Annotated in this window: 12 protein-coding genes; 3 read left to right on the forward strand and 9 right to left on the reverse strand. The window is 75.9% G+C overall.

The window, feature by feature from the left end; translation table 11 throughout:
• Positions 1-99: 99 nt before the first annotated feature.
• From ACFP3U_RS04460 to ACFP3U_RS04485, 6 genes are all read right to left on the reverse strand, one after another.
• Entirely contained in the window at positions 100-1,308 is a 1,209-nt protein-coding gene (locus tag ACFP3U_RS04460; RefSeq protein ID WP_380223832.1) for an ATP-binding protein, read from the reverse strand.
• Entirely contained in the window at positions 1,305-6,482 is a 5,178-nt protein-coding gene (locus ACFP3U_RS04465; protein WP_380223833.1) for a hypothetical protein, read from the reverse strand. The genes ACFP3U_RS04460 and ACFP3U_RS04465 overlap by 4 nt, the downstream gene beginning before the upstream one ends.
• Positions 6,479-7,333: a DUF4132 domain-containing protein gene (locus tag ACFP3U_RS04470; protein ID WP_380223834.1), complete on the reverse strand. Its 855-nt coding sequence runs from the start codon at positions 7,331-7,333 to the stop codon at positions 6,479-6,481. Before ACFP3U_RS04470 ends, ACFP3U_RS04465 begins: the two co-directional genes overlap by 4 nt.
• Before the next feature lie 214 nt (positions 7,334-7,547).
• Positions 7,548-8,765, reverse strand: a complete 1,218-nt coding sequence (locus ACFP3U_RS04475; RefSeq protein WP_380223835.1) for a PQQ-dependent sugar dehydrogenase — start codon at positions 8,763-8,765, stop codon at positions 7,548-7,550.
• A gap of 149 nt (positions 8,766-8,914) precedes the next feature.
• Positions 8,915-9,724 (reverse strand): ABC transporter ATP-binding protein, encoded by an 810-nt coding sequence (locus tag ACFP3U_RS04480; protein ID WP_380223836.1) that lies wholly within the window; start codon positions 9,722-9,724, stop codon positions 8,915-8,917.
• Positions 9,725-9,774: 50 nt separating this feature from the next.
• The gene (locus ACFP3U_RS04485; protein WP_380223837.1) at positions 9,775-10,788 is read right to left on the reverse strand and encodes an ABC transporter substrate-binding protein; all 1,014 of its coding nucleotides are present in this window, start codon (positions 10,786-10,788) and stop codon (positions 9,775-9,777) included.
• A gap of 165 nt (positions 10,789-10,953) precedes the next feature.
• On the opposite strand from ACFP3U_RS04485, the gene fhuB reads away from it, so the two are divergent.
• From fhuB to ACFP3U_RS04500, 3 genes are all read left to right on the forward strand, one after another.
• A complete protein-coding gene (gene fhuB / locus ACFP3U_RS04490) occupies positions 10,954-13,152 on the forward strand; it encodes a Fe(3+)-hydroxamate ABC transporter permease FhuB (RefSeq protein ID WP_380223839.1) in 2,199 nt (732 codons plus the stop codon).
• 19 nt (positions 13,153-13,171) lie between these two features.
• The gene (gene fes / locus ACFP3U_RS04495) at positions 13,172-14,362 is read left to right on the forward strand and encodes an enterochelin esterase (RefSeq protein WP_380223840.1); all 1,191 of its coding nucleotides are present in this window, start codon (positions 13,172-13,174) and stop codon (positions 14,360-14,362) included.
• Between the two features lie 245 nt (positions 14,363-14,607).
• The gene (locus ACFP3U_RS04500) at positions 14,608-14,949 is read left to right on the forward strand and encodes a hypothetical protein (RefSeq protein ID WP_380223841.1); all 342 of its coding nucleotides are present in this window, start codon (positions 14,608-14,610) and stop codon (positions 14,947-14,949) included.
• Between the two features lie 90 nt (positions 14,950-15,039).
• On the opposite strand, the gene ACFP3U_RS04505 is transcribed toward ACFP3U_RS04500, so the two are convergent.
• From ACFP3U_RS04505 to ACFP3U_RS04515, 3 genes are all read right to left on the reverse strand, one after another.
• Positions 15,040-16,455, reverse strand: a complete 1,416-nt coding sequence (locus ACFP3U_RS04505; protein WP_380223842.1) for a DHA2 family efflux MFS transporter permease subunit — start codon at positions 16,453-16,455, stop codon at positions 15,040-15,042.
• Positions 16,452-16,649 (reverse strand): MbtH family protein, encoded by a 198-nt coding sequence (locus ACFP3U_RS04510; RefSeq protein ID WP_380223843.1) that lies wholly within the window; start codon positions 16,647-16,649, stop codon positions 16,452-16,454. The genes ACFP3U_RS04505 and ACFP3U_RS04510 overlap by 4 nt, the downstream gene beginning before the upstream one ends.
• Before the next feature lie 116 nt (positions 16,650-16,765).
• Positions 16,766-24,109, reverse strand: coding sequence for an amino acid adenylation domain-containing protein (locus ACFP3U_RS04515; protein WP_380223844.1), 7,344 nt, complete (start codon positions 24,107-24,109; stop codon positions 16,766-16,768).
• Between the last annotated feature and the right edge of the window lie 160 nt (positions 24,110-24,269).

Consider the following 24,269-nt stretch of genomic DNA (forward strand, 5'->3'; position numbering starts at 1 on the left):
CCTCTCGGTGGGAGTTCGGGGGTTCGGGATACGGAGTGCGGGTGTCAGGGGGCTCGGGGCCGGGCCGGCGCCCGTGGGGGGCGCCGGGCCGGCGGGGCCTCAGTGCTCCAGGGCGGAGCGCAGGTCCCACAGGGTGCGCCAGGTGGCGGCGCCCTGTTCGGCGCGGCGGCGGACCGGGCCGTCCCAGTAGCCGAGCAGTCGGGCGGCGTCGGCGGGGTCGTCCTTGCGGACGACGCCGATGAGCTGGCCGGGGAGCCGGCCGAGCAGGTCGCCCCCGTCGGGCAGGTAGGCGGCGCCGACGCCGAGCGCGGTGGCCACCGAGACGGCCTCGGCGGTGCTCATCACGGTGGACGGGCGTTCGACGTCCCAGCCCTCGGTGGACCGGCCGGTCCGCAGGTCGCGGAAGGCCGTGACCAGGGCCTCCAGCACCGCGTCGTCGACGGCGTAGGCCGCCCCGGCGCGGGCGACGGCGGCGGTGGACTGGCGGCGGACCAGCTCCACCTCGGCGGCGAGGCTGCCGATCGGGCCGACCGTCTCGAAGTTGAACCGTCGCTTGAGGGCGGCGGACATCTCGCTGACGCCCTTGTCGCGCAGGTTGGCGGTGGCGATCAGGGTGAAGCCGGGGACGGCGTGCAGCTGGCCGTCCGGGGTGCCGGCGAGTTCGGGGACGGCGACCCGCCGCTCGGAGAGCAGCGAGACCAGGGCGTCCTGGACCTCCGGGAGGCAGCGGGTGACCTCCTCGACCCGGGCGACCGCGCCGGTGGTCATCGCGCTGAGCACCGGGGAGGGGACCAGCGCCTCGCGGCTGGGGCCCTTGGCGAGCAGCAGGGCGTAGTTCCAGCCGTACTTGAGCTGGTCCTCGGTGGTGCCGGCGGTGCCCTGGACGGTGAGCGCGCTGGTGCCGCAGACCGCGGCGGCGAGGAGTTCGGAGAGCATCGACTTGGCGGTGCCGGGCTCGCCGACGAGCAGCAGACCGCGCTCCCCGGCGAGGGTGACGACGCAGCGTTCGACGAGGGCCCGCTCGCCGACGAACTTCTGCTCGATCGGCAGGCTCTTGCGGCCGGCCTTGAGCTTCTCGCCGCCGCTGCCCATCACGAAGGTGACGACGGCGCGCGGGGTGAGCCGCCAGCCGGGCGGGCGCGGGCCGGTGTCGTACGCGGCGAGGAACGCGAGTTCGGCGGCGTACCTCTCCTCCGGCGGGACGACCTGCCGGGCGGCGGGCCCGGCCGGGTCGGTGGCCACGGTGGGGGCCTCGGCGGTGCCCTCGGTGGTGGCGCTGGTCGTGGTGGTGGTCGTGGTGGTGGTCATCGGCGGGCCTTCCTGCGGTTGCCGGTCCGGAGTTCCTCGAAGCCGGGGGCGTCCCCGTCGGTGACGCGCCGCCAGGCCCGGTCGAACAGCTCCGGGACGGCCTGCTGGGGCAGCGCGGCGTAGTGGGTGGGCAGATCGTAGAGGCCGGCCTTCCAGGTCTCGGCGGGCAGGCCGGGGGCCTTGGTCTCCTGCCAGCCGCCGGGGAGGAAGACGCCGCGCCCGGCGCGGGCCCGCTTGGCCTCCATGACCAGCCCGGCGGCGAGGAGTTCGGCGCGCGCCTTCTTGAGCCGGGCCGGCTTCCAGCCCGTCCAGCGGGCGACGTTGCGGTCGGTCGGGTCGGGCAGGGCGAGCAGCTGGAGGTAGACCACGGCGGCGTCCTCGCCGAGTTCGTGGGCCTTGGCGACCTCGGTGACCAGCTCCGGCACGGTGAGCAGCGGGTGGTGCGGCCAGAACTCGGCCTCGGCGGCCCCGTCGGCGTCGGCCCCGGGGAGGTCCGGCAGGGCGACCAGCCGGTCGAGGTCCCCGTCGAGGACCGCCGCGAGGGCGGTCCGCTGGCGGGCGAACCAGTAGCCGTCCGACAGGCCGGCGAGCAGGTCCAGCACCTGGTCCCGCGATCCGCCGAGGGCGGCCGGGCGCCACCAGATGTGCTCCCCGCCGTCCGGTCCGGGCGAGAGCACCACGGCCTCGCCGCAGCGGACCAGTCCGTCCGCGTCGGCGCCGCCCTCGGCGGGCAGGCCGTAGCGGGTGCGCAGGACGGCGGCCAGCGGCTCGCCCTTGGCGTTGAACCGGTGCTCGTAGGGCAGCAGCAGCTCCGGGTCGGCCAGGCGGGTGCGCAGTGCCTGGACGGCCGGGGCGAGCCGCGTGCGCAGCGGGCTGTTCCAGGGCAGCCGGTAGGCGAGCCAGGCGAGAGCGTCGACGGCGTCCGAGAGGCTGTCGTTCTCGGGCAGGGCCGCCGGGTCGTCGGGCAGCAGCCGGAGCTCGCCGCCGTCCTTGTCGGCCCGCAGCCGGTGGCGGGTGGTGCGGCTGAGCCAGGGGGTGGTGTCGGCGTTCAGGATCTCCTCGATGTCCTGGATGCTGGTGCCGCTGACGGCGGCCTTGTCCTCGTCGGGCAGGGTGACGAGCCGGCCGAGGCGCTGCGTCCAGCGCGCGGCGCCGGCGGCGCTGTCCGGCCCGGTGCTCCAGAGCTCCTCCGGGTCGGCGGGCAGCAGGGCGGCCCAGACCTCGCCGAGGGCGGCCCGCTCGCGCCCGCGCAGCCAGTCGCGGGCGGCCTTGGCCTCGCCGGACTTGAGGCCGTACTCCTTGAGCGCCTCGGCGGGCAGGGGTGTGCCGTACCACTGGATCAGGGCGGTGGTGGGGCTGAACAGCAGGGTGGAGCGGACGGCGCCGATGCCGGTGCGCTCGCCGAAGTCGGCGGCGCGCTCGGCGCGGTGGGTCATGGCGCCGCGCTCGGCGAGCAGGGCGGTGAAGCGGGCGATCCACCCGGCGTCGACGGTGTCCTCGGTGGTGCGCTCCACGGTGGTGCTGAAGTGGGCGACCGGGCCGAAGGCGCCGCTCGGGTCGTGGTCGACGGCGAGCCAGTACGCCTTGTCGTCGCGGTGGTGGCGGCAGCCGAGGACGACGACGGTGCGCTCGCCGTGCCGCCAGACCTGGCCGGCCCGCGGCTCGTGCTTGCCCTCGGCGGCGTTCGGGTCGGTGAGCGGCTCGGTGAGGACGATCTCGCGCAGGGTGGCGCCGCGGTCGGCGAGCGGCCCGGCGGTGAGCTCGGTGAGCAGCAGCGCGAGGGAGGCGCGGTGTTCGGCGGAGGTGAGCGGGGCGGCGGCCGCGTAGACGAGGGTGCCGAGGTGGCCGAGCGCGTGCAGCCAGCCCTGGTGGGTCTCGTCGCCGTGCAGCCGGATCCGCTGCGGGGTGCTCCAGCCGTCGCCGTCGGCCGCGGGGGGCGCGGCGAGGACGGCGGTGACCGCCCGGAGGTCGTTGAGGACGCGGTAGTTGGTGCTGCGGTCCCAGGAGCGGCCGAAGCCGCCGACGCCGGGCAGCAGCAGGGAGACGGCCTCGCCGAGGTCGTGGTCGGTGCCGTGCTCGGGCCGGTAGGCGCACACGGGCGCGCCGGACTCGCCGGTGACACGGCCGTCGTCCTCGGGCTGCGGGAGGTAGCGGGCGATCAGGTCGAGCAGCTCAGCGGCGGTGCGGGCGAGCCCGGTGACGCCGGCCAGCAGCAGCCGGTGGGTGACACCGGGCAGGACGCCGGCGACGGCGTCGAGCGGGAGCCTCTCCTCGGCCTTGCCGCTGCTGACGACCGGGCGGCGCACGCCCTGGACGGTGATCCAGCGCTGCCGGGCGGCGGGGACGGGCTCGGCGTCGGTCGGCCAGGCGGCGTCGACGAGCCGGGCGGCCTGCTCGTCGGTGACGGCGCGCAGCACGGTGGAGCCGTGCTCGTCGCGCGGGCGCAGGGCGTGCCAGTGGGCGAGCGGCAGGACGAGGGCGGTGCCGGCGGCGGCGAGGCCGCCGGGGTGGCCGGGTTCGAGGTCGGCGGTGCAGCCGGTCGGGTCCGCGGTGACGGTGCCGCCCGCCGTGCCGTCCGTGGCGGGCAGCCCGAGGGCCAGGTGGTCCCGGTAGTCGTCCTGGACCACCGGTCGGCCGCCGCCGGGCAGGGTGAGCCGGCCGAGCGGGTACGTCCGGTTCCGGGTCCGGGAGTTGTCGACGACGAGGGTGGTGCCGTCGGCGGTGCCGGTGGTGACCCGGGAGCCGTCGACCCGGACCCAGCTGCCGAGCACGCTGCCGTCGGTGCCGAGCGGGGTGGCCTCCAGGCCGGGCTGGAGCGGCAGCAGCGAGGTGCGGCCGAGGTCGAGGCGGCCCGCCGCGGCGCCGGCGGCGATCCGCGGCGGCTCGCAGGCGCGGCCCAGGGTGCCGGTGGCGGCGTCGAGTTCCTCCAGAACGGGGCCGCCGCGGGCCCAGCGGGCCGTCCAGTGGCCGGTGCCGTCGCCGAGGACGCGGTTGCCGGCGGGCAGCGCGGTGTCGCCGACGTGCAGCGGGCGGTGGCCGCCGGTGCGGCCGCCGCCGGGCAGCGGCAGGGTCGGCACGTCGATCTCGTGGCCGCCGTAGTAGTGGGCGATCTGCTCGCCGCCGAGCACGAAGGTCTCGGCGGGCCGGCCGGACCAGTAGGCGTACTGCTTGCCGTCGTGGGGCCAGGCGACCAGCAGTTCGCCGTCGACGAAGCGGAAGCGGGGGCGCTGCCACTGCTCCAGCTTGTCGGGGATGCGCAGGGTGTGTTCGAGCACGATGCCCTGCGGACCGGCCACCACGACCTGGTTGCCGCGGGCGAGCACCAGGTGCGGCCAGGCCTCCTCCAGCAGCAGCCCGTCGGGAAGCTTGCCGCCGCTGCCGAGGCCGGGGGTGTCGCCGGACTCGACGCCGAGCCGGGTGAGCGCCTCCTCCAGGGCGAGCCAGCCGAGTTCGTCGAGGATGCCGCCGCGCAGGGCGCGGGCGAGCAGGCCGGCCACGTCGAGGTCGGCGATCCGCCGGGCGGCGGCCGGGTTCTCGTCGCGGATGCCGGTGCGGTGGGTGCTCAGCTCGCGCAGGAGCGCGGCGGCGCTCTCCAGGCCGCGGGCGGCGGTCAGCTCGTCGGCGCGGGCGTCGGACCATTCGACGAAGAGTTCGCGCAGCACCGGCCGGGCGGCGAGGCCGCGGCTGTCCACGGTGCCCCAGACGGCCGGGACGGCGGCGCGCAGGGCGGGCCGGAAGCGGGGGTCGGCGGCGAGCGCGGCCAGGGTGCGGCCGTCCGCGTCGGAGGCGGCGACCCAGTCCTGGAGGACGAAGGAGTGGCCGGCGGCCGGGTCGGCGACCGGGACGCCCTCGGCGAGCAGCAGGTCGAGGAGTTCCAGCTGGGTGGGGCTGCGGCGCACACCGGTGAAGAGGTCGACCGGCACGGCCTCGGCGCGCAGCCGGTCGAGCATCCGGCCGACCAGCTCGACGGTCGCGGCGCTCAGACCGCGGGTACCCCAGCCGCGGCCGAGGTGGCTGGTCCAGCGCTGCAGCCAGGTGGCGGCCGGCTCGGCGGTGCCCCCTGCCTCGTCCCCGGCCCCGGCGCCGGCTCCGGCTCCGGCTCCGGCGGGCGGGTCGGTGAGCAGCCGCTCGGCGCCGCTCTCGGCGAGGACGGCGAGCCAGGCGGCGTCCTGGGCGTCGCGGTCGTCGCCGCCGGCCGGGTTGGGCATCAGCTCCAGCAGCCGGGCCCGGACGGCGGCGTCCCCCCGGCCGAGCTCGACGACGGCGCCGTGCCAGCTCTTCCAGAACGTGCCGGGCGCCCGGTTGACGGCGGGTGAGGCGAGCAGCTCGGCGAGCAGCGCCCGCTCGTGCTCGTCGCGGTCCAGGCCGGCGGCCTTGAGCAGGGCGCGGGCGTCCTCGGCGACCCCGGCGTAGGGGGCCATGCCGGCGGCCGAGCGCTCGGTGCACAGCTGGCGGAACCGCTGCCAGGCGGTCTGCGGGTCGAGGCGGCCGCTCAGCTCCTTGACGTACTGGCGCAGCGCCTTGACGGTGAGCGCGCCGGCCAGGGCGAACTCCAGGAAGACGGCCCGCAGTCGCTCCTCGTCGACGGTGAGGTTGTGGGTGCGCTCGGCCTCGCGGGCCTTGCCGAAGAAGGTGCTGGCGTAGGTCTGGTTGCCCTGTTCGAGGAAGATCCGGCCGACCTGCTCGCAGTAGGTGGGCAGGAAGTGCGGGACGGCGCGGCCGAGCCGGCGGGCGAGCTCGTCGAAGCCGTCCTTGGCGTGGCCGGGCTTGGACTTGGCCTGGCGGGCGAGCCGCTCCATCTCCTTGACCAGGGCGAGCGCGTGGTGGCCGTTGGCCGGGTCGTGGACGAGCGCCCAGGCGGGGAAGCCGAGCGCCTCCTGGCGGACCTGGCCGACCTCGGCGGGCTCCTCGGCCGGGACGAGCCCGAGGAAGTCCACGGCGAGGTCCTCGGCGGGGCCGAGCGCGCCGGGCACCAGGCGGACGACGCGGCGCCCGTCGAGGGCGGGGTGGGCGTAGCTGCGGGCGGTGAGGACGTCGGCGCCGCTGTCGGGCGCGCCGGCGCCGGGGATGGTGCCCGGCCCGAGGATCGCCCCGGCGTCCAGCAGCCGCTCGTGGCGGGCGAGTTCGGCATCCGCGCCGGTGGTGGCGCGGCCTGCTCCGGTGGTGGTGCTCATGCGGCTTCCTCCCCTTCGATCGTGCGGCCGGCGTACAGCGCGGCGGCCATCCGCGTCCCCTCGGACCAGGCGACCGGTCCGACCTCGGCCAGCGGCAGGACCTTGCCGTCCGGGCCGGTCCAGCTGAGCGCGCCGGTCTCGCACGCGTCGTACTCGTAGTAGTCGCCGACCCAGACCCTGGCCTCCAGGGCTCGCCCGTCCTCGACGACGGGCAGGACGGCGTGTCCGCCGCGGACCCGGTAGCCGAGCCGGGCGCAGCGGCCCAACAGGTCGCGCAGGGCGGCGTAGTGGCCGCCCGCGTAGGTGTCGACCTCGGTGCCGGTGACGCCCTCGGGCCGGTGCCAGACCTCCCGGTACAGCTGCTGGACCTGCTGGGAGACGCCGAGTTCGACGGCGAACTCGCGCAGCTCGTCGAGGTCCGCGAGCAGGACCGGGTGGGGTATCCGCAGCTCGCCGTCGGTGAGCCGGACGGTGTCCCCGTCGAGGTCGACCAGGCCGAGGCCGCGCTCGGCGTCGGCGCCGCGCAGGAAGCCGGCGACGGCGCCGTCCGGTCCGGTGACCACGAGGTCGCGCAGGACCTCCCGCCACGCCTCGTCCGCCCAGACGGCGGTGACGACGGCGGCGGGCACCGGCAGCGAGCGGACCATCCACCGCTCGACGGTCTCCAGGCAGCCGCGCCGGTGGGCGTCCAGCCACTCGGTGAGCTGCCTGAGTCCGACGACCACCGGGTCGTCGTTGAGCTTCGGCGGGACGGCCTTCAGCAGGCGGCCCGCCGCGTTGCGGCAGACCACCTTGCCCTCCTCGTCGAAGGCGACTGCATAGCCGCCCGAACCCGTTTCCACCCACGCCACGGCCGCGCTCCTCCCAGCTGGTCAGTGATGGGAGGAACGTAACGGGACACACTGACAACCCGGCCTACGGGGAGGGGTACTGAGCGGTAGGAAGGTCCGGTGCGCGTTCCGAGCCCCGGTCAAACCGCTCGAACGGGTGATCCAATGGCGCCTGGGTTCACCCCCGCCAGCCCGTCGACGGTCAGGCGCCGACCCGTCAGCAGCCGCCGACCAGTCAGCCGCCGTCGACGGCCAGCCGCAGGATCCGGTCGTCGCCCGGGCGCGGTTCGCCGCGGCCGTCGGTGTTGTCGGTGACGAGCAGCAGCGTGCCGTCCCGGTCGGCCACCACGGTGCGCAGCCGGCCGTAGGTGCCGGAGAGGAACTCCTGCGGGGCGCCGGCGGCCCGGTCGCCGTCCAGCGGGATCCGCCAGAGCCGGGCGCCGCGCAGCGCGGCCGTCCAGACCGCGCCGGCCGCGTAGGCGATGCCGCTCGGGGAGGCGTCGGCGGTGTGCCACTGGGCGACCGGGTCGGCGAACTCCGGGCGGCCGGCGGTGCCTTCGACGGTCGGCCAGCCGTAGTCGGCGCCGGGGGTGATCAGGTTCAGCTCGTCCCAGGTGTCCTGGCCGAACTCCGAGGCCCAGAGCCGCCCTTGGGGATCCCAGGCCAGCCCCTGGACGTTGCGGTGGCCGAGCGACCAGACCGGCGAGCCGGGGAACGGGTTGTCGGGCGCGGCGCCGCCGTCCCGGGTGAGGCGGAGGATCTTGCCGCCGAGGGAGTCGCGGTCCTGCGCGAGGGAACGGTCGTTGGCGTCGCCGGTCCCGGCGTACAGGAAGCCGTCGGGGCCGAACGCGATCCGCCCGCCGTTGTGCCGGGGGCCGTGCGGGATCCCGCTCAACAGGACGGTGGGGGCGCCGAGTTGCGAACCGGCGGGGCGGGCCGGGTCGTAGTCGAGACGGACGATCCGGTTGTCCGAGGCGGTGGAGAAGTACGCGTACACCTGGTGGTCGGTGGCGAAGTCGGGTGAGAGGGCCAGGCCGAGCAGGCCGCCCTCGCCGCCGGAGGTGACGCCCGGGACGGTGCCGGCCACCGTCTTCGCGCCGCCGTTGGCGGGGACCCGCAGGATCCGGGCATCGTCGCGCTCGGAGACCAGCAGGTCGCCCTCGGGCAGGACGGCCAGCCCCCAGGGGGACTTGAGGCCGTCGGTCACGGTCCCCCGGACGGTCACCGAGGCGGGGGCGGCCGAGGACGGGGACACCGAGGACGGGGACGGGGACGGAGTCGCGGCCGGGGTGGGGGCCGCCGTGGTCGCGGACGCGGCCGGCGGCACCGACGAAGAGACAGGCGCCAGGGACGACGCGTCGGCCCGGTCGGGCGCGGCGGCCGAGGAGCAGCCCACGGTGGCGGCCGAGCCGAGGGCGAGGGCGACGAGCAGGGCGGCGGTACGGCGGGGCATCGGTGACCCTCCCGGAGGCGGCGGACGCGGCGACGGCACGGACGTCCGGCGGACGCCCGTCCAGCAGACCACACCGGCGGGCGGCACGGACCGCAACCCGCCGCGCCCGCACGGCCGTTCGGGGGACGCCGAGACGGCGAACCGGCCGGTCAGCGTACTCGGGCCGGTCGGGCCGCCGTCCGGCCGCCCGCCCGCGGGACGATCACCGGCGCGCCGTCCCCGGGGGCCGCGAGCACGTCGCTCTCGACGCCGTACAGCGCCCGCACCAGCGGCGCGTCCACCACCTCGCGCGGCGCGCCGCAGGCGATCACCTCGCCGCCGCGCATCGCCACCACCAGGTCGGCGTAGCGGGCCGCCGCGGCGAGGTCGTGCAGCACCATGACGACGGTGCGCCCGCCCGCCGCGACCTCGCGGACCAGCTCCAGCACCTCGACGGCGTGGCCGAGGTCGAGCGCGCTGGTCGGCTCGTCGAGCAGGACGACGGGCGCGTCCTGGGCGAGGACCATGGCCAGCCAGCAGCGCTGCCGCTGACCGCCGGAGAGCCGGTCGAGGCGGCGGCCGGCGAACTCCTCGACGCCGGTGGCCCGCAGCGCCTCGGCGGTGAGCCGCTCGTCGTCGGCCGACCACTGGCGGAACAGGCCCTGGTGCGGGTGGCGGCCGTAGCGGACCAGCCCCGCCACGGTGACCGCCTCCGGCGCCTGCGGGCTCTGCGGCAGCAGGGCGACCCGGTGGGCGGCCTGCCGGGGGCGCAGCTTCCAGATGTCCGCGCCGCCGACCAGCACCCGCCCGGAGTCCGGCTTGTGCAGCCGGGCGATCGAGCGCAGCAGGGTGGACTTGCCGCAGCCGTTCGGGCCGACGACGGCCACCACCTGCCCGCCGGGCACGGTGAGGTCGACGCCGCCGAGCACCGGGCGACCGGGGCCGTAGCCGGCCGTGAGACCCTCGACCGTCAACTCCATGGCGGGTTCCTTCGGTTGGGGAGGATGGGGCGGGTCCCGCCGTCGGGCGGTCACTTGGCGGCGAGCGCCTTGCCGATGTCCTCGATCACCACGCCGGCGGCGAGCGGGCCGCCACGGGTCGACCAGACCGAACCGTCCACGGTCACGGTGTGGTTGCTCTTCACCGCGTTCAGCTCCTGGTACGCGGGCTTGGACTGGACGTCCTTCAGCGCGGCCTTGCCGTCGTCGGTGAGGGTGGACAGGAACAGCCAGTCGCCGTCGATCTCGTTGATCTTCTCCAGGCTCAGCGCCGGAGTGTGCGCGTTGCCGTCCTTGTCCTGGGCCTTCGGGCGGGTCAGCCCCATGTCGAGGGCGACGCCGCTGGCGAACTGCTTCTTCTCCATCCAGCTCGGACCGGTCGGGTTCCAGCGGACGATGGAGACGGCCGCGCCCTTGCTCGCACCCAGCTCGCCGCCGGCCTTGACGGCCTTGGCGTCGTAGTCGGCGATGACCTTGTTGGCCTGGTCCAGCTTGTTGACGGCGTTTCCGATGCCGCGGAAGGAGAGCTTCCAGTCGTCGGTCGGCGCCATGGTGACCAGGGTGGCGGGGGTGATCTCGCGCAGCTGCTTGAGGACCTGCTGGTCCTGCATGTCGCCGGCCAGGATCAGGTCGGGCTTGGCGGCGATCACCTTGTCCATGACGGGCTGGAGCAGGTTGCCGACCACCGGGACGCCCTGGACCTTGTCCTTCAGGTACGCCGGCGGCTCGTTGAGGCCCTGACCGTTGGTGATGCCGGCCGGCTTGAGGCCGAGGGCGAGCACCGCGTCGAGGTCCTCCTGGGTGAGGGTGACGATGCGCTTGGGCTCGGTGAGGATCTCGACGGCCGTGCCGGTGGCGTCCTTGACGGTCCGCTTGCCGCCGGCGGCGTCAGCGGTCCCCGACGGGGAGCCCTTGTCGGAAGAGCCCTTGTCCGCGGACCCCGACGAGCCGCAACCGACGAGCAGGAGGGCGGCCGCCCCGGTGGCGGCGACCGCCTGGACCGCACGCCGGCGGGCGAGGTGAAGCGGGCGCTGACGGGTCGACATAAATGCCTCCGGGCAAGGGTGTTGCGGACGGGCGGTGCGAAGGGTGGAGCACCAAGGGGCGCGACGGAGCGGTGGTGCGGTGCACCGACCAGGACGATCCGAAAGGATCCACCTCCGGGTCGGACACCCGTCCGACCGCGCTGATCGTTAGGTTAGCCTTACCTTATGACATTGTCGCAAGTGGGTGCCGCCGAAACGGCCGACGCGGAGCCCTCCGCCCCCGCCCCGCCGACGGCCGACCGGTCCCGCCGCACCGCCTGGACCACCGTCGGCGGCCTCCTCGCCGTGCTGCTCGCGCTGACGGCGCTCTCACTGGCCGTCGGCGCCGGCGAGGTCGGCCCCGGCCGCGTGCTGGACTACCTGCTCGACACCGACGGCGCCCGCGCCGACAGCCGCCTCGCCCTGGTCGTCGGCGATCTGCGACTCCCCCGCACCCTCACCGCCCTGCTGGTCGGCGCCGCCCTCGGCGTGGCCGGCGCCCAACTCCAGGCGGTCACCCGCAACCCGCTCGCCGAAACCGGCCTGCTCGGCGTCAACGCCGGCGCCTCGCTCGGCGTCGTCCTCGGCATCGCCGCGTTCGGCGTCCAGACCTCCTACGGCTATCTCGCCCTCGCCTTCGGCGGCGCCGTACTGGCCAGCGGGCTCGTCCTGGCGATCGCCGGCAGCCGGGGCGGCGGCTCCCCGATGCGGCTCGTCCTCGGCGGCTCCGCCGTCGGCGCCACCTTCGGCGGACTCACCGGCGTACTGATCGTCAACTCCCCCGAGGCGTACGACCGCTACCGGGTCTGGGTGCTCGGCTCGCTGGCCGGCGTGGAGGGCTGGACGACGCTGCGCCAGCTCGCGCCCGTGCTCGGCGTCGGCTTCGTGGTCGCCCTGCTCACCACCCGGCCGCTGTCCGCGCTCGCGCTCGGCGACGACCTCGCCCGCGGCCTCGGCCACCGCCCCGGCGCCACCCGCGCCGCCGTCGCCCTCGCCGTCACCCTGCTCACCGCCTCCGCCGTCGCCCTCGCCGGGCCGATCTCCTTCCTCGGCCTGCTCGCCGGCTTCCTGGCCCGCGCCGCCGCCGGACCCCGGGTCGGGCGGCTCACCCTGCTCGCCGGCCTCGTCGGCGCGGCGGTGCTGACCGGCGCCGACGTGCTCGCCCGGGTGGTCGCCCGCCCCTTCGAGGCCCCGGTCTCGGTGATCGTCGCGCTGATCGGCGCGCCCACCCTCATCGCCATCGTCCGCACCCGGAGGACGGCCGCGCTCGGCCTGACCGACACCTCCCCCGGCGAGTCCTCCGCCCGCACCGGCCACATCGGCCGCGCCGGCCGTACCGGTCGCACCGAGGAGAAGGCGCCGCGGCCCGACCTGGTGGTCCGGCGCGGCGCGCTCTCCCTGCTGCTCCCGCGCCGCTCGGCGCTGGCCGCGCTCGGCCTGGCCGCCGTACTGCTCGCCGCCGTGGTGGTCTCCGCGCACGCCGGCCAGAGCGAACTCGACCTCGGCTCCACCTTCCGTGCCGTGTTCGGCCACGGCGACCGCCTCGACGTGCTGCTGGTGCAGAAGTTCCGGCTCGGCCGGATCGTCGCCGGCCTCGCCGCCGGCGCCGCGCTCGGCCTGGCCGGCTGCCTCACCCAGACGCTGGCCCGCAACCGGCTCGCCACCCCCGAACTGCTCGGCGTCAACGACGGCGCCACCGCCGCCGTCCTGATCTCGGTCACCGCCTCGGGCGCGTTCGGCGCCTGGTGGGCCGGACCGGTCGGCGCGCTCGCCGCCGTCGCGGTGGTCACCGCCGTCTCCGGCGGCCTCGGCGCCCGCGGCTACCGGGTGCTGGTGGTCGGCCTCGCGATGTCCGCGCTCGCCTCCGCGATCATCCAGGTCGCGATGGCCCGGCGCTCGCTCAGCTCGGCGTCCTCGCTGTACGTCTGGACCTCCGGCAGCCTCAACGGACGCGACTACGAGGTGGCCACCCCGGTGCTGATCGGCCTCGCCGTGCTGGTGCCGCTCGCCCTGGTGGCGGCCCGCCGACTGGCCGTGCTGCGCTTCGACGACAACGTGGCCTCCTCGCTCGGCGTCGACCCCGGCCGGGTCCGGCTCGTCTGCCTGCTGCTGGCCGTGGCACTCGCCGGCCTCGCCGTCGGGATCTGCGGACCGGTCGGCTTCGTCGCGCTGGCCGCGCCGGTGGTCGCCGGCCGACTGGCAGGCCCTGCCCGCGTCCCGGTGCTCGGCTCGGCGCTGGTCGGCGCGGTCCTCGTCGTGCTGGCCGACACCCTCGGCCGGGTGCTGATCTCCGGCGTCGAGATCCCGGTCGGCATCGTCACCACCGTGCTCGGCGGCCCCTTCCTGCTCTGGGTGCTGCTCGGCCGCAAGGGCAACCCCGCCTGACCATCGAGGAGTTCTTTCCGTGCAGAGTGAACCGCAGGCCGCCGACGATCCGCAGGCCGCTGACGCCGGGTTCTGGGCCCGGGTGGCCGCCGAGGGCGCGCCGCTGGTCGACCCCGACCCCGACGACCCGGCCTACCGGCGGGTGACCTTCGTCCTGCGCGACGAGCCGGGCGAGGAGCCGTACGACGGCGTGCTCGCGCTCGTCCACACCGTCACCGACAAGGACCGGCACGCCGGCGACCTCACCCCGCACCTGATGGAGCGCCGGCCCGGCGGCTGGTCGCGCACCTACCGGCTGCGCACCGACCACCGGGCGTCCTACCAGCTGTACCCGGTGCGCGGCGACGTCCCCGGCACCCGCCGGGCCGACTGGCTGAAGGTCCTGGACGACGCCCGCCCCGACGCGCTGGACCGGGGCGCGCGGCTGGCCGGCCGCGACGGACGCCACCCGTCCTCGGTGCTCTCCCTGCCCGACGCGCCCGCCCAGGCGCACACCGCGCGGCGCCCGGACGTGCCGCGCGGGCGCACCGTGCCCACCGAGGCGGCCGGGCGCCGGATCGACGTGCACCTGCCCGCCGGGCACCGCGCCGACGGCGGCCCGTACCCGGTGCTGGTCCTGCTGGACGGCGACGTGTGGGGCGAGGTGCTGTCGGTCGGCGACACCCTGGACAACCTGACGGCCGAGGGGCTGATCCCGCCGACCGTCGCCCTGCTCGTCCACACCCCGCCCCGGACCAGGCCGGACGACCTCAGCTGCAACCCGGACTTCGTCGACCTGCTCGCCGACCGGGTGCTCCCCTGGGCCGGCGCCGAGTACCGGGCCACCTTCGACCCGGCCCGCACGGTGATCGCCGGACAGAGCGCGGGCGGCCTGACCGCCGCCTTCGCGGCCTTCCGCCGCCCGGCCCGGTTCGGCAACGCGCTCAGCCAGTCCGGCTCCTTCTGGTGGCCGGACGGCACCGAGTTCGACGGCGGCGGCGAGTGGCTCACCCGGCAGTTCGCCGCCGCCGAGCGGCGCCCCGCCCGCTTCTGGGTGGAGGTGGGCCTCCAGGAGTGGATGCTGCTCGCCCAGAACCGCCACCTGCGCGACGTGCTGATCGCTCGCGGCTACGACCTCGCCTACCGCGAGTTCAACGGCGGCCACGACTACGCCTGCTGGCGCGGCGGCCTCGCCGACGGCCTGGTCCACCTGCTGGGGCGCCACGGCTGACACCCGGGCGGCCGGACCGGCGGCGCAGGGCCAGGAACAGCCTGAGGAAGGCGGGGATCGCGAGGACCCGGAGGATCACGGCTGCGGCCGACGGGAGGGCCCCGGCGTGCGCCAGGACGAAGGCGAGTCCGAAGGCGGCGCCGATGAGCGGGGCAGCGTGTTGGAGGCGTGGTTCGTGGGCGACCCTCGGTTACCCTGCGTCGAAAGTGACCGTTCGGTCACACTCGGCGACGAGAGGACCCATCATGGCGGAGGACTTCACCAACCGGCCGGCGCCGGACTCCGTGCGCCTGATCGACTTCGACGAGGCGAAGGTCGTCCCCGGGATCGTTCCGGAGACCTTCATCCTCGTCGTCAGCGGGGAGAAACCCTGGGAGAACATGACGGTCCGCCTGGTTCCGCTGGTCTACATCAGACAGCCCGAGTACTGGGGCATCGAGGTGACCGGCTCGCTCACCGGGATCGGGCTGCCCGTCACCGCCCCGTACACCGAGTCCCTGCCACTCGACGGCATCACGGGGACCAAGGGCATCGAGGTGATCGGCGCCTACAAGCGGGAGACGTTCGACCTGCCGAAGCGCTCCTGACGGCCTGACCGCCGGGCAGGCGGACAGACGGACAGGCGGACGGCCCGCCGTGTGTCGGGGCACGGCGGGCCGTCGGTCGGTCCGGGCCGGTCAGTCCATCGGCGGCGGGCCCGGGGCCTCCCGGGGCAGGCGGGTCGCGACCAGGGCGCCCAGGGCGACCGCGCCCGCCGTGGCGAGCAGCGCGACACGGTACGGGCCGGGTTCGGCGCCGTGCGTGCCGTCCTCGGCCAACGCGCCGATCAGGGCCGCCGCGCCCGCGATGCCGAACGCGCCACCGAGGGTGCGGACGATGGTGAACAGACCCATCGCCCGGCCCATCGCGGGCGGCGCCACGTCCGCGAAGCCGGCGATCTGCACCGTCAGCACGGCGGTGCCCAGGATCAGGCCCACGCCGAACATCAACGCCCGGACGGCCCAGACGTTCTCGCCGACGCCGGGCAGGGCGAGGGCCGCCAGCACCAGGGCCGCCAGCAGCAGGGCCGGCAGTGCCAGGCGGCGCGGGCCGAGCCTCGGCAGCAGCCGGTCCACCACCTGGGAGGCGGCCATCAGGCCGATCGCCTCCGGGAAGACGCTGAGGCCCGCGTCCAGCGCCGAGGCGCCGAGCGCCGCCTGGTACAGCAGCGGGAAGGCGAACAGCGCGCCCATCAGTCCGGCGGCGGTCAGCAGGGCCAGCCAGCTCGCCGCGCCGAAGGTCCGGTCGGCGAGCAGCCGCAGGTCCACCAGCGGTTCCTGGGCGCCCAGTTGGTGGCGGACGGCGAGACCGAGCAGCACCGCGCCGAGCACCCCGGCCGCCAGCACCGCCGGGGAGTCCCAGCCGTGTGCGGGGCCGAAGCCGAGCGCGTAGGTGAGCAGGCCGAGGCCGGGGGTCGCGAGCAGGAAGCCCGTGGTGTCGAAGCGGCCTGCCGGTGGCTCCTGCTGGTCGCGCAGCGCGAACACGCCGGTCAGCACGGCCGCGACGCCGATCGGCACATTGACCAGGAACAGCCAGTGCCAGGAGAGGTGTTCGGTGAGGAAGCCGCCGAGCGGCGGCCCGAGCGCGGGCATCAGGGCGGTCGGCACGATCAGCACCTTGCCGAGGCCGGCGCGCTCGTGCGGTGCGAAGGCCCGGAACAGCAGCGTCATGCCGACCGGGGTGAGCAGTCCGCCGGCCACGCCCTGCACCGCCCGGGCGGCGGTGAGCGTGCCGAGGCCGGGCGCGGCCGCGCACACCGCGCTGGCCAGGGTGAACACGGCGAGCGCGCCGAGGAAAACCCGCCGCACCCCGAACCGGTCGCCGAGCCAGCCGGCCACCGGGAGGCCGACGGCGAGGCCGACCAGGAAGGCGGTCTCCACCGCGTTGGCGGCGGAGACCGGGCGGCCGAAGTCACCGGCGATGGCGAACAGGGCCGGGTTGACGATCGTCGAGTCCAGGCCGTTCATGCACATCGCGGCCGTGTAGACGAGCACGACGGCGAGGCGCCCCGTGAACAGGGGGCGCGCCGGGGCGTCGGCCTCCGCGTGGGTCATCGGGCCGGGTTCAGGTCGGTCCAGTGGGCGGTGATCCAGTCCAGCGCGGCGGCGCGCTCGCACGGCCCGTGGGCGACGGTCCAGCCGGCCGGGACGGCGGCGAAGGTCGGCCAGAGCGAGTACTGGCCCTGGTCGTTGACGAGCGCGAGGAACTCGCCGTCGCCGTCGAAGGGGTTGGCGGGGGCGTCACTCATGGGGTGGGTTCTCCAGACGGTCTGGTTCGGTGGGGCGGTCGGCGGGTGGGACGGCTGACAGATTTCAAAATCTGTTATCTGTCATCTGAAATCTGTCAGCTGTCAGCTGTCAGCTGTCAGCTGTCAGCGCGATCGTCCCGGTCGGCACGGTCCGCGCGGCCGTCGAGGACGGCAAGGTGCTCCGCCACGACGCCCGCGATGTGCGCGATCGGCTCGGGCAGCGTCATGTCCTTGTGCGAGCAGCCGACATCGGTGTTGTCGATCCGCCCGGCCACGTACGGCGTCCACAGCTCGGGCACCAGGGTGTCGTCGATGGTGTCGACGGTGGCCCGGAAGAACAGCACGTCGCCCTCGAAGCGGCGGTGGTCGTAGCCCCGCACCAGGTGGTTGATATGCAGGTAGATCCGGTTCAGCGCCTCGACGGTGGCGTCGTCCAGGCCGGACAGCGGGCTGCCCTCGCGGCGCAGCAGCTCGGTGACGTGGGCGAGTTCGAGCGGCCGGCCGTCGAGGTCGTCGGGTCCGTAGCCGCCCATGGTCAGCAGCGCCTCCAGGGCCTCGGCCTGGTCCGGGACGGGCAGGTCGCGGAAGCCCTCGGCCGGGTAGGCGTCGAGGACGGCCAACAGCTCGACGGCGCAGTCGAGTTCCTGCAGTCGGGCGGCCATGGCGTGGGCGATGATGCCGCCGGTGGACCAGCCGAGCAGCCGGTAGGGGCCGTCGGGCTGGACCTCGCGGAGCCGGTCGACGTAGTGCGCCGCCAGCTCCTCCAGGGTGGCGGGCAGCGGTTCGCCGGCGGTGGCGGCGCCGACGCCCTGTGCCTGGAGGCCGTAGATCGGCACGTCCGCGGGGAGGTTGCGGATCAGGCCGGTGTAGCACCAGCTGAGGCCGCCGGCCGGGTGGACGGCGAACACCGGGTTGCGCCGGCCGGGCGCGGTGGGCCGCAGCGGCAGCAGGACGTCGAGCGCGTCGGCGCCGGGGGTGTCGGCGGACAGTGCGGCGTCGAGCGCGGCGACGGTGGGCGCCTGGAACAGCGTGCCGATGCCGACCTCCAGGCCGAGCACGGCCCGGATCCGCCCGGCGAGTCGGACCACCAGCAGGGAGTGGCCGCCGAGGGCGAAGAAGTCGTCGTCGACGCCGACCGCCGGGACGCCCAGGACCTCGGCGAACAGTTCGCCGAGCTGCTGCTCGCGCGGGTTGCGCGGGGGCCGGCCGGCCCCGGTGGCGGGCGCGTCGGGGGCGGGCAGGGCGCGCCGGTCGAGCTTGCCGTTGGCGGTGAGCGGCAGGCGGTCGAGCAGCACGACGGCGGAGGGGACCATGTGGACGGGCAGGTCGGCGGCGGTGCGGGCGCGCAGTTCCTCGGCGGGGACGCCGTCGGCGCCGGCGGCGAGGACGGCGTAGCCGACCAGGCGCTTGTCGCCGGGCACGTCCTCACGGACGATCACCGCGGCGTCGGCGACCGCCGGGTGGGCGGCCAACACGGCCTCGATCTCGCCGAGTTCGATCCGGAAGCCGCGGATCTTGACCTGCTGGTCGGCCCGGCCGAAGTACTCCAGCACGCCGTCGGCTCGGCGGCGGGCGAGGTCGCCGGAGCGGTACATCCGGGTGCCGCGCTCGCCGAACAGTTCAGCGTACGGGTCGGCGACGAAGCGTTCGGAGCTGAGCGCCGGGCGGCCGAGGTAGCCGCGGGCGAGGCCGGCGCCGGCCACGTACATCTCGCCGGTGACGCCGGGCGGGACGGGCTGGAGGTACGGGTCGAGGACGTAGACGCGCAGGTCGGGGATGTTGACGCCGATGGTGCTGGCGGTGCGGGCGGCGGCGCTCGCCCGGTCGAGGGCGAGGTGGGAGACGTGCACGGTGGTCTCGGTGATGCCGTACATGTTGACCAGGGTGGGCGCGTCGTCGGCGTGCCGCTGGTACCAGTCGTCGAGGCGGCCGAGTTCGAGCGCCTCGCCGCCGAACACCACGTAGCGCAGGGCGAGTTCGCTGCCGGGGCGCTCCCGGTCGGCGGCGCTGAGCTGGTAGAAGGCGGACGGCGTCTGGTTGAGGACGGTCACCCGCTCGCGGGCGAGCAGGTCGAGGAAGGCCGCCGGGTCGCGGCTGACCAGGTGCGGGACGACGACGAGTCGGCCGCCGTGGAGCAGGGCGCCCCACAGTTCCCAGACGGAGAAGTCGAAGGCGTAGGAGTGGAAGAGCGTCCACACGTCGTCGGCGCCGAAGCCGAACCAGGGGTCGGTGGCGGAGAACAGCCGGACCACGTTGTGGTGGGTGACCGGCACGCCCTTGGGGCGGCCGGTGGAGCCGGAGGTGTAGATGACGTAGGCGGTGTCCTCGGGGCGCAGCGGCCGGGTGCGCTCATGCTGGGCCAGCGGGGTGGCCTGGTGTCCGTCCCACTCGCTGCCGTCCGACTCGCCATCATCCAACTTGCCACCGTCAACGAGGAGTTGCGACACCCGGTGGTCGGGCATCCGGGGTGCGGTGGCGGTGTCGGTGAGCAGTGCGGCGGGCGCGGCGTCGGCGAGCATGTAGGCGAGCCGGTCGGCCGGGTACTCGGGGTCGAGCGGCAGGTAGGCGGCGCCGGACTTGGCGACCGCGAGCAGGGCGGTGACCAGGTCGAGGGAGCGCGGCAGGGCGAGCGCGACGATGGTGCCGGGGCCGATGCCGCGGGCGGCCAGCAGTCGGGCCAGCCGGTCGGCGCGGGCGCCGAGTTCGGCGTAGTCGAGCGAGGCGCCGTCGCAACTGACGGCGGTGGCGGTCGGGTTGGCGAGGACCGCAGCCTCGAAGAGTTCGGGCAGGGTGGCGCCGGGCACCGAGCGGACGGGGGCGCCGTTCCAGGTGACCAGGGCGCGGTGGCGTTCCTCCTCGCCGATCAGCGGGAGGCGGCCGATGGCGGTGTCGGGCGCGGTGGCGGCGGCGGTGAGCAGCCGGGCCAGGCGTTCGGCGAGGCCGCGGACGGTGGCCTCGTCGAAGAGGTCGGTGCGGTACTCCAGGAAGCCGGCGATACCGCCCTCGCGCAGTTCGCCCGCGTTGAGGGTGAGGTCGAACTTGGCGGTGCCGGAGGGGATCGCGGCGACGGTGGCGGTGAGGCCGCCGCCGAACGCGAACTCCCGGTCGGGGACGGACTGCCAGGCGAGCATGACCTGGAACAGCGGGTGCCGGGCGAGCGATCGGCGCGGGTTGAGCTCCTCGACGAGGCGGTCGAAGGGCAGGTCGGCGTGGTCGTGGGCGCCGAGGACGGCGGTGCGGGCGCGGCCGAGCAGTTCGCGGAAGGTCGGGTCCCCGGAGGTGTCGGTGCGCAGGACGACCGAGTTGACGAAGTAGCCGACCAGGGCCGCGGTTTCGTCGCGGTCGCGGCCGGCGACGGGGGTGCCGACGGGGATGTCGGTGCCGCAGCCGTGCCGGGTGAGCAGTGCGGCGAGGCCGGCCTGGACGGCGGTGAACACGCTGGTGCCGGTGGTGCGGGCGAGCGCGGCCAGGGCTGCGTGGGCGGCGGCGTCTAGGTGGAACGGCACGGTGGCGCCGTGGTGGACGGCGACGGCGGGCCGGGGGCGGTCGGTGGGCAGGTCGAGTTGGTCGGGCAGGCCGGCCAGGGTCTTGCGCCAGTGGTCGAGTTGGCGGACGGCGAGCGGGCTGGGGGCGTCGCCGGTGCCGAGGAGTCGCGCCTGCCAGTCCACATGGTCGGCGAACTGGACGGTCAGCGGCGGCAGTTCGGGGGCCCGGCCGGCGAGGCGGGCGGTGTGGGCGGCGGCCAGGTCGCGGGCCAGCGGGGTGGTGGAGGCGCCGTCGCCGGCGATGTGGTGGAGCAGCAGCAGGAGCGTGTGGGTGCCGTCCTCGTGGGCGAACAGGGTGGCCCGCAGCGGCGGTTCGGCACCGAGGTCGAAGGCGTACCGGACGGCGTCGGCGAGCGGGCCGGTGTCGGTGCCAGTGCCGGTGTCGGTGCCAGTGCCGGTGCCGGTGGCAGTGCCGGTGCCGGTGTGCAGTTCGACCGGGGCGGGCGGGAGGATCCGCTGGTACGGCTCGCCGCCGGCGGACTCGCCGTAGACGGTGCGCAGGGTCTCGTGCCGGGCCGCGAGGTCGCCGACGGCGAGCGCGAGGGCCTCGCGGTCGACCGGGCCGGTGAGGGTGAGGGCGAGCGGGATGTTGTAGGTGGGGCTGGGGCCTTCGAGCCGGTAGTGGAACCAGAGGCCGCGCTGGGCCGGGGAGAGCGGCAGCCGCTCGGTGCGCGGGACCGGCCGCAGAGCGGGGCGCGGTTCGGGGGCGGAGCGCTCGCGCAGCAGGGCGGCGAGGGCCGCCGGGGTGGGGTGGCGGAACACGTCGGCGAATCCCACCGCCACGCCGAGGGTCTCGCGCAACCGGGCGGCGAGCCGGCCGGCCAGCAGCGAGTGGCCGCCGAGGTCGAAGAACCCGGCGTCGCGGGAGAGGGGTTCGACGCGGTCGAGGAGGTCGGCGAACAGCCCGCAGATGATCTCCTCCTGCGGGGTGGCGGGCGCGGCGCCGCCTTCGGTCACCAAGGACTCCGGCTCGGGCAGGGCGCGGTGGTCGAGCTTGTCGTTGCCGGTGCGCGGCAGGTCGTCGAGGACGAGCACGGCGGCGGGCACCATGTGCTCGGGCAGCCGGGCGGCGAGCCCGGAGCGCAGCGCGGCCGGGTCGAGCAGGGCGCCGGCGGCGGGGACGGCGTAGCCGAGCAGCCGCTTGCCGTTCGGGCCGGGGCGGGCGATCACCACGGCCCGGTCCACGCCCGGGAGTTCGCCGAGGACGGCGGCGATCTCGCCGGGCTCGATCCGGAAGCCGCGGATCTTCACCTGGTCGTCGGCGCGGCCGAGGAACTCCAGGTTGCCGTCGGCGCGGCGGCGGGCGAGGTCGCCGGTGCGGTACATCCGACTGCCGGGCGCGCCGTAGGGGTCGGCGAGGAAGCGTTCGGCGGTGAGGTCGGGGCGGCCGAGGTAGCCGCGGGCCAGGCAGGCGCCGGCCACGTAGAGCTCGCCGGTGGCGCCGTCGGGGGTGGGGCGCAGCGAGCCGTCGAGCACGTAGGCGCGCGAGCCGCGCACCACCCGGCCGACCGGGGCGCCGTCCGGGCCCGGCGTCCAGGAGTAGGCGTCGACGGTGGCCTCGGTGGGGCCGTACAGGTTGACGGGGCGCAGGCCCTCGACGGCGGTGAGGCGGCGCCAGAGCGGGTCGGGGGTGGCCTCGCCGCCGACCGCGATCACGGCGGGGCGGTGGGCGTCCGGCGCGAGAAGGCCCTCGGCGAGCAGCACGTCGAGGTAGGAGGGGGTGACGTCGAGGTAGTCGATCCGCTCGCGGTGGACGTCGGCGACCAGGGCGGCCGGGTCGCGGTAGGTCGCGTCGTCGAGGAGGTGGAGCTCGTGGCCGTGGAGCATCCACAGGACCGGGTCCCAGGAGGCGTCGAAGGCGAACGAGGCGCTGTGGGCGATCCGCAGGCGCTCGCGGCCGGTGCGGGCGAGGGCGGGGGCGATGTGGTCCTCGCCGTGGCCGGCGTACAGGTTGGCGAGCGAGGCGTGGGTGACGACGACGCCCTTGGGGCGGCCGGTGGAGCCGGAGGTGTGCAGCAGGTAGGCGGTGTGCGCCGGGTCGGGCGCGGGCAGCGGAGCGGTGGGCAGGGCGGCGAGGGGGTCGGGTCCGGCGAGGGCGGCGCGGACGGCCGGGTCGTCGAGGGCGACGGCGGGGCGGTCGGCGGCGCCGGGCAGGGCGGCGAGGGCCTCGGCGGTGCCGACGGCGCAGACCGGGCGGGCGTCGTCGAGGATGTCGGCGATCCGCTGCCGGGGGTGGGTGAGGTCCAGGGAGAGGCAGGCGCCGCCCGCCTTGAGTACGGCGAACACGGCGAGCAGGGTGTCGGCGCCGCGCGGCAGGGCGAGGGCGACGGGGGTCTCGGCGCGGACGCCGAGGGCGGCGAGGCGGTGCGCGAGGCGGGTGCTCGCGGCGTCCAACTCGGCGAAGGTGAGGGCGGTCCCGCCGCTGCGCACGGCGACGGCGTCCGGGGTGCGGGCGGCCTGCTCGGCGAGCAGTTCGGGGACGGTGCGGGTGGCGGCCGGCTCGGTGCGGCCGGCGGTGGCGCGGCGCAGCGCGTCCTCGTCGAGCAGGTCGATCCGGGCGATCGGGGTGTCCGGGTCGTCGAGCAGCAGCCCGGCGAGGCCGTCGAGGTAGCGCAGCAGGCCGTCGCGGTGGGCGGCGAGGGCCTCGGCGCCGTACCGGTCGGGGTGGCCTTCGAGGCCGATCCGCAGGGCGCCGTCGGGGCCGGGCGAGACGGCGAGGGCGAGGTCGTCGACCGGGCCGGCGGCGAGGTTGCGGACGGTGCCGGGCAGGCCGGCGAGGTCGAGGTCGCGCTCGAAGGCCTTGATGTTGACCATCGGTCCGAACAGGGCGCGGCGGGTGCCGGTGAGGGCGAGGTCGCGGCGCAGGTCCTCCAGCGGGTAGCGCTGGTGGCAGCGGACCTCGCGGACCTCCAGGACGACGCGGCGCAGCAGTTCGGCGGCGGTGTCGCGGGGGCGGACGGCGAGGCGCAGCGGCAGCACGTTGGCGGTGGCGACGGGGGTGCGCAGGGCGGCGGGGCCGCGGCGGTTGGCGAGCGGCAGGCCGAGCACGACGTCCTCGGTGCCGGCCAGGCGGTGCAGGTAGCCGGCGGTGGCGGCGATGACGAGTTCGGCCCAGGTGGCGCGGGCGGCCCGGGCGGCGGCCTCCAGCCGGGGCAGGGTGCCGGCGGGGAGTTCGGCGGCCAGGCGGGGCGGTCCGGCGGCGCCGGCGCGGGCGGGGGTGCCGCCGGGGAGGGTGGCGGGGGCGTCGGCGCCGGCCAGGCGGGCGCGCCAGAACGCGCGGTCGGCGGCGTACTCCGCGCCGGCGCGGTAGGCGGCCTCCTCGGCGGCGACCTCGGCGGGGGTGGCGAAGGTGCGGTCGGTGGGGCGGGTGCCGGCGGTGAGCGCGGTGTAGAGCTCGGCGACCCGGCCGGCGAGGAGGGTGAGCGCGTAGGCGTCGACGGCGAGGTGGTGGACGCGCTGGTACCACCAGTGGCGGTCCTCGGCGAGGCGGATGAGGGCCTGGGTGAACAGCGGGCCCTCGGTGAGGTCGACGGCGCGGGCGAGGTCGGCGCGCATCCAGGCCTCGGCGGCGGCCTCCGGGTCGGCGTCGGCCCGCAGGTCGAGGCGGTGCAGGGTCCAGGGGCGGCCGGGGGTGATGCGCTGACGTGGTGTCAGGTCAGCGGGGGCGTCGGCTTCGCTCGTACCGACGACTACGACGGAGAGGGCGTCGGCCTCGTCGACGGTGCGGCGCAGGGCGCTCTCGAAGAGTTCGGCGTCGAGCGGGCCGGTGATCTCGACGGCGTCGCCGGTGTTGTAGACCGGGCTGTCGGGGTCGAGCACCTGCGCGTACCAGATCGCCGCCTGGGTGGCGAGCAGCGGTACGTCGGCTGCGGCGGGGACGGCGACGGGATCGGACGCGGCCTGGTGGCGACGCATGGTTCTGAAAGCTCCTCGGGTCCGGCGAACGGAACGCCTACTGCCTACTTAGGTTAGCCTAAGCTATCTACATATCGTCTGGTCAACAGCCCGCCGGGAGGCGGGCCCTGAAGCCCCGGAGGCGCCGATGTCCCCTTTGAACGCGAGCGCGCCCCGAGCG

Source organism: Kitasatospora misakiensis, assembly GCF_042656005.1.
Classification (GTDB): Bacteria; Actinomycetota; Actinomycetes; order Streptomycetales; family Streptomycetaceae; genus Kitasatospora; species Kitasatospora misakiensis.

Coding starts and splice junctions, on each gene's coding strand:
- ACFP3U_RS04460 (WP_380223832.1), bottom strand. CDS start 1,308: ATGACCACCACCACGACCACCACCACGACCAGCGCCACCACCGAGGGC.
- ACFP3U_RS04465 (WP_380223833.1), bottom strand. CDS start 6,482: ATGAGCACCACCACCGGAGCAGGCCGCGCCACCACCGGCGCGGATGCC.
- ACFP3U_RS04475 (WP_380223835.1), bottom strand. CDS start 8,765: ATGCCCCGCCGTACCGCCGCCCTGCTCGTCGCCCTCGCCCTCGGCTCG.
- ACFP3U_RS04480 (WP_380223836.1), bottom strand. CDS start 9,724: ATGGAGTTGACGGTCGAGGGTCTCACGGCCGGCTACGGCCCCGGTCGC.
- ACFP3U_RS04485 (WP_380223837.1), bottom strand. CDS start 10,788: ATGTCGACCCGTCAGCGCCCGCTTCACCTCGCCCGCCGGCGTGCGGTC.
- fhuB (WP_380223839.1), top strand. CDS start 10,954: ATGACATTGTCGCAAGTGGGTGCCGCCGAAACGGCCGACGCGGAGCCC.
- ACFP3U_RS04500 (WP_380223841.1), top strand. CDS start 14,608: ATGGCGGAGGACTTCACCAACCGGCCGGCGCCGGACTCCGTGCGCCTG.
- ACFP3U_RS04505 (WP_380223842.1), bottom strand. CDS start 16,455: ATGACCCACGCGGAGGCCGACGCCCCGGCGCGCCCCCTGTTCACGGGG.
- ACFP3U_RS04510 (WP_380223843.1), bottom strand. CDS start 16,649: ATGAGTGACGCCCCCGCCAACCCCTTCGACGGCGACGGCGAGTTCCTC.
- ACFP3U_RS04515 (WP_380223844.1), bottom strand. CDS start 24,109: ATGCGTCGCCACCAGGCCGCGTCCGATCCCGTCGCCGTCCCCGCCGCA.